The following is a 13,869-nucleotide window of genomic DNA, read 5'->3' on the forward strand; positions in this document are numbered from 1 at the left end:
GATAGACATGGTTGGACCATCTTATCGAATATTAGATACAAAAGAATGGCTAGAAAATAGTTCGGTTTAAGTGGATCAGTTTTTAATTAATAAATGGCTCAATTTTTACTTGCGAAATACATCCATCCATTTTTCACTGACAAACTATCATTATTATTGTAGGATTACTTAATTTTATTTCTTACGTATTCACTATTATTGAATTACCCGAAGAAACGTCTGTTAAACAAAAAATTTGATTTTTTTAAAATTTTACTAGTATATTTCCTTTCTCAACTCCACCTCATTATATTTGGTGTATTTGTGGAATAGATATGTGAGGAAAAATACATTGGGTATGATGAAGTTAAAAGGTAAAACTAAAAGAGTTTGCAATAAAGTGATGTCAACTTTATTGCAAACTCACAAAGTAATATGTAACACCTCTTAGAAAGCGAAATTAATTATAAAGGGATTTTACATTTTTTTTTGATTTTTCTAAATTTAGAACCTCTTCTTCAATGTTCTCGCATTGTTTTTCAATGATACGGTACACATCGTATAAAATGGAGTTATATAGGTAGGGTGATACAGTTTCTTGAATAAACAATAGGAGCTTTTCTATTTCTTGATCCGAAAGATTTACCGTCATTTCATTAAAGAAAAAGTTCTGAATCTCATAAAATAATTGATACTGTTCTTTTGAAAAATTTAAACTCACTCAATGTTCCCCCTTTTCTCTCTCTTTTCTCACTATCAATATATATAACATAATTCCCATTATTTTACTAATCACTCATTTACTTTTCCTTAATTTGTTAAAAAATATACAAGAGTATAAAAAATAAAAAGGTATTACGTAATTGTAATAACCTTTCATATATATTATTAATCTGCTTTACACCTATATAAAGGATTATCTAAATCATTTTTTCCTGAATGATTTTTCAAAGCTTCTACAAAAACAAACTGTTCTTCTGGATAACGATAACATGTCAGTTTTCCTCCAAAGACAACACCTTGATCAATGTTAATCGTATTATTTTTCATAAACGGTTCTGGTTTTGGGTCATGTCCCCATACAATCTTTAATTCCCCTTCGTGCTTTTCAAACCAATCGCGTCTAATCGGTTTACCTTTATCATCCATTCCTGCTACATCCCCATAGCGACAAAAATTTTTAATTTTATTATTTTCTTTTCCGATATATTCATCTTTAATTCCTGCATGGGTACAAACAAGTTTTTCCTTACCATTTTCAGTAACAATATAATGGGAAGGGGCTTCCAAAAGCAATGTCTTAAGTTTGGCCTTTAAATCCTGCGTCTTTTGCAATCCATATTCCTTTTCATACAGTCCAAACTCCTCTGCAACTTTTTCATCACCATGTCGTAGTTGAACATTCCGCCCATCTAACCACCGCGCAATTTTCCAACCATGATTACTATCAATCATATAGGCTAGCCCTGCTTCAACATGCTTCAAGAAAAAAACCATCGTTAAAATGGACTTTGGCCCTCTGCTCATTACGTCACCTAAAGAAACTAATTTCCTACCATTTGGGTGATAGAAAAACCCTTTATCTTTTTGTTTGTAACCTAGTTTTTCAAGAAGTATAAGGAATTCATCATAACAAGCATGAATATCCCCTACGATATCTAGCCCTTCTCCAACTTCTATTCTCATATAAAACCCCTCCATACCGAATCAATTCAAATTTGGATAAAAATAAAAATGGAAATAACTTATACATATCATTTATTATTAGAAAATTGGAATAAAAACATGCAGAAGAAATAAGGGGAAAAGTATGTAAGGGTAGTTTGGAATAGGAATGGTAAAGACATCAATCACCTCTTATTAGGTGATTGATTTTTACTTTTATAAAATGGAATTCAATTTATAGCCCATTATTTTATATGTTAAAACATTTATTATGTAGTTTCTTCGGTAAGGGCTAGTTTACTTAGACTTATATTGTTCTTTGAATATCTTTCCATTTTTCCTTTGCTACTTGCTCATCAAAAGTACTAATTAATCGATAATTTTCATCATCTAAAATACGAAAATGTTTACTTAATAAATTTCGTTGAAGTTTAAAGCCTTTATATTCTGTAATATTCTTCCACATAATATGTCCGCCCATTGTTTTTTCTTGAGGACGAATAATTACGTCATGGACTGTTAATTCAATCACTTCTAACGGATCCCCACCCATTTGTTTTTGTAAAATGCAGCTTTCCCGAAACAGAGCACATATGGCAATTGCTGTCGTCCAATCAGCAAGGGTCCGTTCTTTTTCAATTTGAACTAATGTTTTTTTGGATATTCCTAGTATTTCTGCCATTTTATCTTGAGTGTAATTGTGCTCTGTCCTTATTGTTTTCAAATTCTCAGAAGCAATTTGAATAATAAAGTCACGATCCATCGATACCACCCCAAAAGTTGTTAATTTTACCTTTTTTCTTTTTATTAAATCAATATAGTAAGAAACATCTCCTAAATGTTAGACCGTCAAAGGGAGAAAAAGGTTACATATTATAAAGAAATTTTCCAAATTTTTTTACAGGTTAGGCAAAATGAATAATCTGCATGAACATTTTTAGTTAGAAAATGAAAGGATTAATTTGAATTTACTAATTTATTTAATCGTTTAGTTAAATAAGCTTTCCATTCCTCAGCAAGCTCCTTGACTTCCAACATCTTTTTTATCCCTTCTATGTCCTTAGGACGATGAAAATATAAATCGTTACCATATAAAACGGAAACTCGTTTTGGGTGTTTTTCAATTAACCGAATTTTGGAATTTTGGCATACATTTCCTTCTTCTAAAACTCGGCATAAGTATCCTGTGAAACCCGTTTCAACCATCCTTTTCATAATAAGAGGATTATTTGTTCTTTTTGTAATCGTACTACATGGAACTCTACCTTGAGTTATTTGAATGACCGCATCTCCAAGTTGATAAATATCCCCAATATGAACATCTGCTTCTAACATATTTGTTACCGTAATATTTTCTCCGAATGTAGAAGCTGAAAGGACGTGACCAAACTCTTCTTCCCAAAGTTTATAATGTTCAAAAGGGTAAACACAAACTGCTCGATCAGGTCCACCATGATGTTTTAAATCCGCAACTCCATCTCCATTAAAACCATTTTTAGTTAAATAAGCTTCTTCAACTTGTTCTTTACAAATGGCCGTTGATACTTCTAAGTCATCTCCGTACTTCATCTGTTTCGGTAAACCGATTGAAAAGTTTTTTAATTCAATCACTATATCATTCCTTTTTAGTTCATTTGTTTCTCTTATTATAACAAAATTTAACAATAAAAAGGAAAAAGCATCTAGACAAAATTGTCTAGATGCAAAACTTAGCTAATTGCCATATTAAAAAAGATATCTTTATTTTGTATTTGTAAAGCCCCCATCAATTCGAATAACTTCACCATTAATATATTCAGCTTTTGAAGTTAATAAGAAAGTAACAAGTTCAGCTACTTCTTCCGGAGTACCTAAACGTTTTTGAGGAATACCACCTGTTGCATTTTTTTTCATTTCAGGATTTGCTTCATAAAAAGTTTTTACCATTGGTGTTTCAGTTGGTCCAGGAGCAATTGCGTTTACTCGTAAGCCATCTTTCGCATATTCTGCCACCATACTTTTTGTTAGTCCCACAATCCCATGTTTTGTAGCGGAATACGTTACAACAGAATCTTGTCCAATGACACCTGCACTTGAAGCCGTGTTAACAATGGAACCTCCACCATTCTTTAACATGACTTCGGCAACATAACGAACACCGTAAAGAGCACCAAGTAAATTAATGCCAACAATTTGATTAATTTCCTCTAATGTTGTATCTAAAAAGAATTTACCACTACCAGAAATTCCTGCGTTATTAAAGAAGTAATCAATTGTACCAAAATGGCTTACTGTTTGATCGACATAATTTTTTACGTCTTCAGGTTTTGACACATCTGCTTTAACGAAAATTGAATCGACGCCAATTTCTTTTACCATTACTACCGTTTCGTTTCCACCTTTTTCACTTACATCTACTACAACAATATTAATACCCTCTTGGGCTAAACGAACAGCAGTAGCTTGTCCTAAACCGCTACCTCCACCAGTAATAATCGCAACTTTACTCAAGGTAAATTCCTCCATTTAATTGTAAGAAGTATTATAATCTAAAAAAGAAAAATGAATCTATATTAGTATAAACAAATTTCTCACAATCATAATTTTACTTTCGACATTTAACATGACTTCTAGACTATCCAATAATAAAACCCTAACAAAGTATTTTTGTTAGGGTTACGATTTAGCCTATCAGAAAATCGAGGAATATTGATAGAAATTATAATCGAATTGTCCAGCCAAACGTGTCCTCAATCTTACCGTTTTGAATACCAGTTAATGTGTCATAAAGCATTTGGGAAACTTCACCGATTTCTCCATTATTAATTATAATTTTTTCATCTAAATATTTTAATTCACCCACTGGAGAAATAACAGCAGCAGTTCCAGTTCCAAATACTTCTTCAAGCGTACCTTGGTGCGCGGCTTCCACAACCTCATCAATTGAAATTCGACGTTCCTCAACTGGAATTTGTTTCGATTTTAATACTTGAATCATGGAATCCCGTGTAATACCAGGTAAAATACTACCGTTTAAGGCAGGAGTAATGACAGTCCCATTAATTTTAAAGAAGATATTCATACTTCCTACTTCTTCTACATATTTATTTTCCTTCCCATCTAACCAAAGCGTTTGGGAATATCCTTCTTTATCTGCAATTTGTTGTCCTTTTAAGGCACTTGCATAGTTACCACCGGTTTTTGCTTCACCAGTACCCCCTTTGACAGCACGAACAAATTGTTCTTCAACCATAATTTTTACTGGATTGATTCCTTCCTTATAGTACGAACCCGATGGAGACATGATGATAATAAATTGATAGTTTTTCGAAGGGTGAACTCCTAAATTCGGTTCCGTTGCAATAATAAATGGTCGAATATAAAGGGACGTTCCGGGTGCGCTCGGAATCCATTCACGATCAATAGATACTAATTGTTTTAACGCCTCTAATGCATACTGTTCATCAATTTCAGGAATACATAAACGAGCATTCGAATTATTTAAACGTTTAAAATTACGATCCGCACGGAATAAAAGCGCCTCATTATTTACCGTTACATATGCTTTTAATCCTTCAAAGACTGATTGACCATAATGGAAAATCATTGCAGATGGATCTAAAGAAAGGGGTTGATAAGGTACAATGCGACCATCGTGCCATCCAATACCTTCTGTATAATCTAAGACGAACATATGGTCCGTAAAATAATGACCGAATCCTAATTCGTCTGGAGCCGGTTTTTCCTTTGGTTTTGTTGTTAATTCTATTTTGATGTCTAACATTGTCATTGCCTCCATTGAAAATTGAATGTTCCGAAATTTTACACTATAAAACTTCTATAGATATTAATATTACACTTTTTTGATAAACAATCTAGTAAAACTTTTTCATTTATTCCTCAACAATTTTTAAAAAATTAATTATTCTAGTAAAAGTAAATCGTTTCTTCTACAACGGAAGCAATTTTACCTTTTTTTGTGCTTTTAAAAAATCCAACATCTCATACCACATTTTAGGCTTATTTGATAATACGGAATAATAATCCATTAAAAAATCAACAACTAAATCCGTAGAAATTTCTGTAATATGATCGTCCGTTGGAATAAAGCAAAAATCTAGACCAAGTACAGGTTCTCCATCATTTTTCCAAGAAGGATGAACATAAGGGAAATCCAGCCGCTTATACCCAAGGTGTGATAAAACTTCTCTTCGAACATAAGGATTCATAGGGATGACTCCACCAAATTCAACATCTTTCCTTAAATATGGATTATAAATTTCAGCAAATCCTCCATATAATACTTTTCCATTTTCCTCGGCTAACCTATGTAAATCCTCTTGTCGTTTTTCAGCAAGGAAACGTCCAATAGCTAGTCCAGGTTGTCCAATAATTGTAAAATCTGTCATTGCGACATTCCATTGGGGATAATAACGGTATTCTGTTGCGCCTACTACTTCCCCGTCATGGTCTGCAACGTATACATGAATACTTGGATCCTCCAATGGCTCTTTCCAAAGATTAAACTCCAATACTTCTTCGGGAGGGAAAACTTCTCCTAAAAGTGTATGCATTTTTTTAAATAATGGGTCATGTAAGTTTGTGATTCGAATATATTCCATGTTCCTTCTCCTTTTCATAGTAAATGAATGATCGTGTTTATTTCTGTTATGAAGATGTCGTTTTTATTTCACTTAAAGTGCTAATAACAAATTCTTCAAACTCCTCTGCTTCTTCAAAATATGGATAATGGTTACTTTCTTCGAATATCGTTAAATTTGCTTGAGGAATTAGAGCTGCAATTTCTTCACTAAATTTTAAAGGACATTGGCTATCATATTATCCAACATATATATAACTAGGTATATTCACAAGTTTTAATGCATCTCTAACATCGTATGTAGGGTATTCTATTTTCTAAAATATTGCAATCTTTCTCCAATTGTTTTTCCGCTATTTGGTTGGGTCAACAATTGTTTTAATTTTTCTTCTTTATAAAATGACATTAATGACCACTCATAGCTTAAACTTTTTCTTTCCTCAATCGTTGTTTCCTTACTATTTAATCGATCCATAATTTCTATTATTCTTTTATAATTCGCATTTTCGGTACAATAAATACACTTCGGATGCTGGGCGTATTCATAACTAGCAGCAGCTCCCCCAACAATAAGTTTTGTTAAAGATGACGGGAAGTTAATACCATACTTTAAAGCGAGCATTCCTCCTGTTGAATGGCCAGCAAATCCCCATCTTTGTAATTTTAAAGTCTCCCTTATTGACTCTAAATCAAGAACCGACTCCTCCATACTATATTGATGTATATTGGAAGCTTTTACTGAATTTCCTGCTCCACGAAGATTAATTAAATATACTTTATAATAATCTGTATAAGGATTGGCAGCGATCGTTCCTCTCTCATCATACTCCGAATACAAATGGGTCACAGCAAGTGGTTCTCCCTCACCTTTTACGAAAATCTCAAAAGTTCCACGAGTTGTTTCTATAAATTGTCGAACCCACAAGTAAATAACCTCCTCCTCTTTTATTTCTAATCGAGAATCGCCGAGTTTTCTAATTGCAATGACAAATTTCCCATATTAATCATCGCCTTTAATTCTTTTAATAAATTTAAGCCAATAATGCCATCCAATTGAAAATCATAGTTCATTGCGCCGATTTCTATAGGAAAAGACTTCGCAATCATATTCCCTATTTTAATGCCATCGATTGTTTTGGAGAAAACTAGTTCTGAACCGCCTACACCGCAAATCCGATAAATCATATCATTTTCCTCCGCAACAATTCCAATCTCTTCAGCAAAATCAGAACAAATAATTGTAGTAGCAGAACCAGTATCAACTAATACTCTTTGAAGATGAATTGATTTTCCTTTATAGGTTAATTCCATATCCGTCAACAATAGTCCTTCATCAAGGATTAATTTTTTCACTATGAACACCTACCCCTATGTCGAACTTTAATGTAAATAGTTTTGTAAGGTATTACTAGTTATAACCATTAATAGAAAAAATTAAAAAACGGATATGTTTTATACCCGTTTCTTGTTTCACCAATATATGATTGTTTTAGTAGAATCAACACTATTCTTCTTAACTTTCTTAATTATTTTATCCGTTCGTTAATATATTTTTTAATTTAATACCGTATTCTTCATCTAATGTTCCATAACCCTCTTCTTCATTATTGCTAATAATTGTAACGGATTGATCTTCATGAAACCAAATGCGGTAAAGAAAAAGTTGTTCCGGAGAATCTTCATCTTCTTTATAAAAAAGGGTAATTAAAACATCTTCCTTTCGAACCATCTCTTCATCGGATTCCTGTTCCCAATCTACCTCATGCATGATACTTTTAATGGAATCTAACGTAATGATATCCAATATCATTTCCTCTTCTTCAAGGCTTTCATCTTCATTTACAATTTGTACGTCAGCCCGAATTAAATAACGACTATCATCGGAACAGGCAACTATAATCATCACTAACAAAATGAAAGAAAAAAGTTTCAAAAGATGTTTCAATGGATTTCCTCCTTTTTACCTTTAAAAACTCATTTATTTGACTAATAGGGCACTTTATTTAACAGAATACATTCAATTTTCTTTACTAGCACTCTCCACATCAAATAATGGTAAATTTCACATTCTAAGGTGTAATTTAACATATGATGCAATAAGTTTTATTATTGCCCTTTCAATAAAATGGAATAGAAAAAGGGACAACCTTAATTTTTTCAATAAAAAAACGTTAATCTTTATAGATTAACGCTCCGCTTCGTATGAAACTGTTACTTTCCTTGATGTTTCTCAAGCATTTCCATTAAGTACTCCTTAGATTTTCCCTTAGGTATGCTTAGACTATTCCATTGCTCCCCTCTGACCAGTTTTCCAATAAAGACAATTTGGCCGATGTGATAAGAGTAATGGGATAATTGTCTTTCAATCGCATCAATCACTGTGTGCCCTTCACCACGAATATAAATTGTTCTCAATAGATCTTGTTCAGTTAAACTTGTTAATGTATCGAGTAACGTATTCCACCCTTTTTCCCAAATTGATTTTAGTTCAGCTAATGAAGAAATATCGTCGGTAAATTCGTCATCACGATTTCGATAATCCTTTTCTCCATCTGTTGTTAAAAAGTCTGTCCATCTAGATACCATGTTTCCGCTCATATGTTTTACAATGATAGCAATGCTATTAGATTCTGTATTATAAGCCCAATGCAAGTCTTCTTCAGTCAGTTGTCGGATTGTATCGTCTCCTAATTTTTTTACACTGTTAAATTTTCCAATGACACTTTTCAAATATTCGTTTCCTATTGTCAATATTGTTTCCTCCATTCAGAAAATACATCTAATTTAATTTTTTAATGAAACCTGTACTTTTCCCTTCAAATCCATTTCTTTTATAAAATAAATGGGCTACTTCCCGTTCTTCCCGATTACCGCTATTTAAAGTGATTGTTTTTGCACCTATTTCAATTGCCCATTGTTCACAAGCGTTTAGAAGCATTTTGCCTACTCCTTTTTCCCGTTGATTAGACTTCACAACAAAGGCAAGCAACCGTACATATATACCATCAAACTCAAAGGCAAGGGCTTTACACATCCCCGCAAAACCTACAACGTTATTTCCTTCAACAGCAACAAGCGCTTTATAATCTTCGTGTTTTTCTATAACTTCAAATCGCTTCATTAGTTTTTCAAAAGTTGTTGGATAACCTAGATCCCCCATTAATTCGACTAATTGTTCATAATCTATAGGCATCACTGTTCTTATTTCAATGGCCATTTTATGATACTCCTTCATTTGAGTAAAATTTTATATGTATCGTATGTAAGAATATATTTCGATAATTTATGGTACTTATCCTTTTTTCTTTAAACAAAAAAAGTGGAGAAAAAGTATTTCTTTTCTCCACTAGTTTTATCTTTATCATTAAATTATATTATCCACGTCCCGCTTGGAATGATGGATATAACGTCATACCACCATCAGCAAAGAGCGTTATTCCGGTTACATAGCTTGATTCAGAAGAAGCAAGCCATGCTGCGACAGCTGCTATTTCCTCCGGCTTTCCGATGTATCCCATTGGAATCATACTTTCTACATCAGCTCGTTGTACTGGGTCAGCAAATTTTTCTGCATTAATCGGCGTATTAATCGCACCTGGTCCAATGTTATTTACTCGAATTCCTTTTGGTGCATATTCCATAGCCAATGTTTGAGTCATTAACTTGATCCCACCTTTACTTGCTGCATAGTGAACAAATAAAGGCCATGGAATTTTCTCATGAACGCTCGACATATTAATAACGTTTCCTTTTACATTGTTTTCAACAAAATATTTAATCGCTTCCCGGCTTCCGATAAATGCTCCTGTTAAGTTCGTATCAATTACGCGATTCCAATCACTTAAAGTCATCTCATGGGACGGAACTGGATTTTCTAATCCCGCATTATTAATCATTACATCAAGTTTTCCAAAATGTTGTATAGCAGATTGAACTAAATCGATTACCTCAGACTCTACAGTAACATCAGCTTTTACAGCAATTGCTTCTCCACCGATGTTTTTAATTTCTTCCAAAACACTGTTAGCTTCATCTTCTTTAGAGCGATAATTGACAACTACCTTTGCTTTTTCCATTGCAAAACGAATTGCCATCGCTTTTCCTAAACCTGTAGAAGAACCTGTTATAACAACTACTTTTCCTTCTAAATCTTTGTACATTTTGAAATACCCTCCTAGTTAAACTTTTGCGAGACCTAACATAACTCCAGCTATGATAATTAGTATAATTCCAATAACAATTCCTATTAGCTGACGCTTCGTTTTTCGTTCACCTAAAATGATAATACCGCCTAAAGTTGAAATGACGATCCCCATTTGAGAAAGGGAAAAACTTGTCGCAACACCTACTCGAGGTTGTGAAATGAATAAAAACATATTCCCTGCAGCCCAAATAAGACCTGGGATAATGTTGCGGATTGCATATTTGTTGAATGGTTTATGTTTAAAAGTTAGCAATATCCCCCCGATGACCATACCAATCGCTTGAGGAAGTAAAGCTGTCCATCCGTCCACATTAAATAGACGAATAACGACTACATAAACTAAGTAACCAAAAGTAGAAATTAATAAAATGACAATCCCTTTTTTAAAATTTCCTTTCGTTTCTTCAGCGGCTTGTTCTTCTTTACTTTGAAGGGATGTTAAAATAATCCCGATAATGATGAAAATAATAGCTAGAACACCTAGGATAATGGATGTCGTTGTAGACCATTCTTTAAAAACAATTACCCCAAACAAAGTAGTGGAAACTAATTGAAGCCCCGTTGAGATAGGCATTGTTTTCGAAACGCCAATTAAATCAATACTTTTTAGCTGATTTGCTTGACCAAGTGCCCAAAATAATCCCGAAACAACACCAATGATAAAAACAAAAGGTGTAATGCTAGGTTGTGTAAAAATAAAAACCCCAATGGAAAAAATTAAAGCACCTAACGTTGTACCAAGGGTTTGACTATAAGGTCCTCCCCCAAGTTTTACGTTAAATAGTACGATACTTCCCCAAAATACGGCCGGTAAAACTGCTAAGAAAATATCCATGATCAAAACCTTCCTGTTTAAATGATGTCAGATTTTCATTACTTTCATAGCTCAACAAACAACGAAAAGGAAAGTGAAATTGTACATCTTATATTGTTTTAGAAACTAAAATTTATACATTACCTAAAAAAACGTTAATCCATAACGATGATGGATTAACGTCCTCATAACTAAATAAATTTTTTATTAATTGTCAAATATTTCGTGAAATATGCACCAACTATTAACAAAATAACAGTAATCATCCAGCTTATTAAACCTAACCAATCAAACCAAATGGCGACTATGTTTAATATGGCAATCAATATAAAACAGATTGAAGGTAGTGTACTTTTAACCCCAGTAATCCTACCCTTTTTCCTTTTTTTAATTAATACAACAGATGATAGGATTAGGGCAATCATAAGGAATAAAAATATTATATTCCAAACCAATTATTATTCTCCTTCCCATTTTCTTTACTTGTTGTGTTGAATCATTTCAAATAGTGTATTTAATCCAACTTTTAATTGTTCAAAGGATGCATAGGCATAAGAAAGCCTAATATGATGTAAATCACTGGAATCATATATATACCCTGGATTTATAAGTACATTTTCTTTCAATAACCTTAGAAACAATGCTTTATTGACAATCGGTTTATGGAATTTAAGCCATATATAAAAACCACCTTCTGGCTTTGTCCATGTCGCGATGTCTTTAAATTGTTGATTTAGTATATGTTCGACAAATGTTGCTCTCCACTTTAATTGTTGACGAAGTTCCACTAAATGTTTTTCATATAATCCAGTAGCAATCCAATGGGAGACGATTAATTGAGAAATGGCACTTGAACCATAATCCGTCTGCATTTTTATATCAGCTAATCGTTCAATAACCTTTGAAGGTCCTACAACCCATCCAATGCGTAGTCCAGGACTTAATGTTTTAGATACACTCCCGATATACAATACTTGTCCCGTTTTATCAAAGGATTTCATAGCAGGTGAAGTCGTTTCAAATAATAATTCGTGGTAAACATCATCTTCAATAATCGGTATTTGAAGTTCTTTACAAACATGAAATAAATCTTCTTTTTCTTTTAAAGACAAACTATATCCAGTCGGATTATGTAATGTTGGAACGGTGTAAAATAAGGATTGTCTGTTTCTCTTGTATGCTTTTAATTGTTGTATCAGATGATTATTTTTCGAAACAGAAATCATACGCATTCCAGCTGATTGAAAAGGATGTACTGAATTTAAATAGGACGGTTGTTCATGGAAAACAACTGAACCTGCTTCCAATAACCCTACCGCAATAAGCTGTAGCGCTTGAAGTGCTCCTGATACGATTAAAATATTTTCGGAACTTGTTTGAATTCCATGTTTTTTTAAATATTCACATAAATTAGCCCGTAATGTTTCATTTCCTAAGGGAGATGAATAACCAATTGATCTTGCATCTAATGCCAGTTCCTTTAATGAATGTTCGAGCTGTTTTGTTGGAAGTAATTCAGGGGCTATTTCCCCTGTACCAAGACGGATGATATGATGTAATTGCTCATATTCATTAATGAGTTGAATCGTATGGTAGTTTGGTTTATGAATACTACCGTCAATATGTTGTTGCCAATTGGGTTGGGAATTGTTTAGTAATACATTCCAAGAATTGTTAGCCACATAGATACCTGAACCGACCCTTGATTCGATTAATCCATCAGCCTTCAATTCATCCAATGCCAGTTGGATCGTGCTTCGATTTACTTGAAATTGGGTCGCAAGTTCCCGCTGGGTTGGTATTTTTGTGCCGATAGACCAATCTCCATTTTCTATACGACTTTTCATCCAATCAACAATTTGTTCATGAATCGTTAAATGGGAATGACGGTTTGGTTTCCACTTCATTGCATCACCTTTTAAATTGGGTGGATAATAATCCATCCAATTGGTTGTTTTCTTTTAGTTGTACCATAGTATCATAGAGTTGGAAAGGAGTTGATTATATGGAAGTCATTCTTCATGGAGTTGTTTTAGCATTTGGTCTTATTTTACCATTAGGCGTACAAAACGTATTTGTCTTTTCCCAAGGGGCCACTCAACCAAATCTACTTCGAGCACTGCCAGCTACTATTACAGCTGCAGTTTGTGATACTTTGTTAATTTTATTAGCAATCTTCGGTTTATCAGTGATTGTTTTACAATTTGAATGGTTGCGGTTTAGTCTAATTATTGTTGGCGTTGTCTTTCTATTATACATGGGTTATTCCATTTGGCGTACTGAACCATCTTCACCAACAGAAGGGAAGCAAGCTTTACCAATACATAAACAAATTGTTTTTGCTTTATCCGTTTCCTTTTTAAATCCCCATGCTATTTTAGATATTGTCGGGGTGATTGGGACAAGTGCTTTAACGTATATCGGAAAAGATCAAATTTTATTTACTGCAGCATGTATTGCGGTATCTTGGATATGGTTCATTGGCTTAACATTCGCAGGCTCAGTATTAAAAAAGCTAGACGATTCTGGGAGACTAATGAATTTATTTAACAAATGCTCTGCCCTCTTCATTTGGGGAACCGCGATTTATATTGCCGTTGGTTTAATATCTTAGAAATTACAAAACAA

Annotated in this window: 15 protein-coding genes and 1 pseudogene; 1 reads left to right on the forward strand and 15 read right to left on the reverse strand. The window is 33.3% G+C overall.

Features of this window, described 5'->3' with window-relative positions; all coding sequences use genetic code 11:
- Positions 1–439: 439 nt before the first annotated feature.
- The 15 genes and pseudogenes from EC501_RS12480 to EC501_RS12555 all read right to left on the reverse strand — a co-directional run bounded on the left by EC501_RS12480 (position 440) and on the right by EC501_RS12555 (position 13,148).
- Positions 440–700, reverse strand: coding sequence for a DUF2164 family protein (locus EC501_RS12480; protein ID WP_122972635.1), 261 nt, complete (start codon positions 698–700; stop codon positions 440–442).
- 167 nt (positions 701–867) lie between these two features.
- Entirely contained in the window at positions 868–1,665 is a 798-nt protein-coding gene (gene prpE, locus EC501_RS12485) for a bis(5'-nucleosyl)-tetraphosphatase PrpE (protein ID WP_122972636.1), read from the reverse strand.
- A 286-nt stretch (positions 1,666–1,951) separates the two neighbouring features.
- On the reverse strand, positions 1,952–2,407 hold the full coding sequence (locus EC501_RS12490; protein WP_122972637.1) for a helix-turn-helix transcriptional regulator: 456 nt from the start codon (positions 2,405–2,407) through the stop codon (positions 1,952–1,954).
- 194 nt (positions 2,408–2,601) lie between these two features.
- Entirely contained in the window at positions 2,602–3,213 is a 612-nt protein-coding gene (locus EC501_RS12495) for an MOSC domain-containing protein (RefSeq protein WP_406928244.1), read from the reverse strand.
- A 171-nt stretch (positions 3,214–3,384) separates the two neighbouring features.
- A complete protein-coding gene (locus tag EC501_RS12500) occupies positions 3,385–4,134 on the reverse strand; it encodes an SDR family NAD(P)-dependent oxidoreductase (RefSeq protein WP_122972638.1) in 750 nt (249 codons plus the stop codon).
- Between the two features lie 208 nt (positions 4,135–4,342).
- Complete coding sequence (locus EC501_RS12505; protein WP_174232689.1) at positions 4,343–5,407, reverse strand: branched-chain amino acid aminotransferase; 1,065 nt, start codon at positions 5,405–5,407, stop codon at positions 4,343–4,345.
- Between the two features lie 166 nt (positions 5,408–5,573).
- Positions 5,574–6,245 (reverse strand): GNAT family N-acetyltransferase, encoded by a 672-nt coding sequence (locus tag EC501_RS12510; RefSeq protein ID WP_122972640.1) that lies wholly within the window; start codon positions 6,243–6,245, stop codon positions 5,574–5,576.
- Between the two features lie 46 nt (positions 6,246–6,291).
- A pseudogene (locus tag EC501_RS12515) lies at positions 6,292–7,148 on the reverse strand (alpha/beta fold hydrolase).
- A gap of 26 nt (positions 7,149–7,174) precedes the next feature.
- Entirely contained in the window at positions 7,175–7,576 is a 402-nt protein-coding gene (locus EC501_RS12520; RefSeq protein ID WP_122972641.1) for a retropepsin-like aspartic protease, read from the reverse strand.
- A gap of 178 nt (positions 7,577–7,754) precedes the next feature.
- Complete coding sequence (locus tag EC501_RS12525; RefSeq protein ID WP_122972642.1) at positions 7,755–8,168, reverse strand: hypothetical protein; 414 nt, start codon at positions 8,166–8,168, stop codon at positions 7,755–7,757.
- 266 nt (positions 8,169–8,434) lie between these two features.
- On the reverse strand, positions 8,435–8,974 hold the full coding sequence (locus tag EC501_RS12530; protein WP_122972643.1) for a DUF1572 family protein: 540 nt from the start codon (positions 8,972–8,974) through the stop codon (positions 8,435–8,437).
- A 28-nt stretch (positions 8,975–9,002) separates the two neighbouring features.
- The gene (locus EC501_RS12535) at positions 9,003–9,440 is read right to left on the reverse strand and encodes a GNAT family N-acetyltransferase (protein WP_241559338.1); all 438 of its coding nucleotides are present in this window, start codon (positions 9,438–9,440) and stop codon (positions 9,003–9,005) included.
- 157 nt (positions 9,441–9,597) lie between these two features.
- Complete coding sequence (locus EC501_RS12540) at positions 9,598–10,383, reverse strand: glucose 1-dehydrogenase (protein ID WP_122972644.1); 786 nt, start codon at positions 10,381–10,383, stop codon at positions 9,598–9,600.
- Positions 10,384–10,401: 18 nt separating this feature from the next.
- Positions 10,402–11,262: a RhaT/GlcU family sugar-proton symporter gene (locus tag EC501_RS12545; RefSeq protein ID WP_122972645.1), complete on the reverse strand. Its 861-nt coding sequence runs from the start codon at positions 11,260–11,262 to the stop codon at positions 10,402–10,404.
- Positions 11,263–11,720: 458 nt separating this feature from the next.
- Positions 11,721–13,148 carry an aminotransferase-like domain-containing protein gene (locus EC501_RS12555; RefSeq protein WP_122972646.1) on the reverse strand — a complete coding sequence of 476 codons (1,428 nt, stop codon included), beginning with the start codon at positions 13,146–13,148 and terminating at the stop codon, positions 11,721–11,723.
- Between the two features lie 98 nt (positions 13,149–13,246).
- Here EC501_RS12555 and EC501_RS12560 point away from each other — a divergent pair, with 98 nt between their 5' ends.
- The gene (locus tag EC501_RS12560) at positions 13,247–13,855 is read left to right on the forward strand and encodes a LysE/ArgO family amino acid transporter (protein ID WP_122972647.1); all 609 of its coding nucleotides are present in this window, start codon (positions 13,247–13,249) and stop codon (positions 13,853–13,855) included.
- Positions 13,856–13,869 lie beyond the last annotated feature (14 nt).

It is taken from the genome of Lysinibacillus halotolerans, assembly GCF_003711845.1.
In the GTDB taxonomy this organism is placed as follows: Bacteria; Bacillota; Bacilli; order Bacillales_A; family Planococcaceae; genus Ureibacillus; species Ureibacillus halotolerans.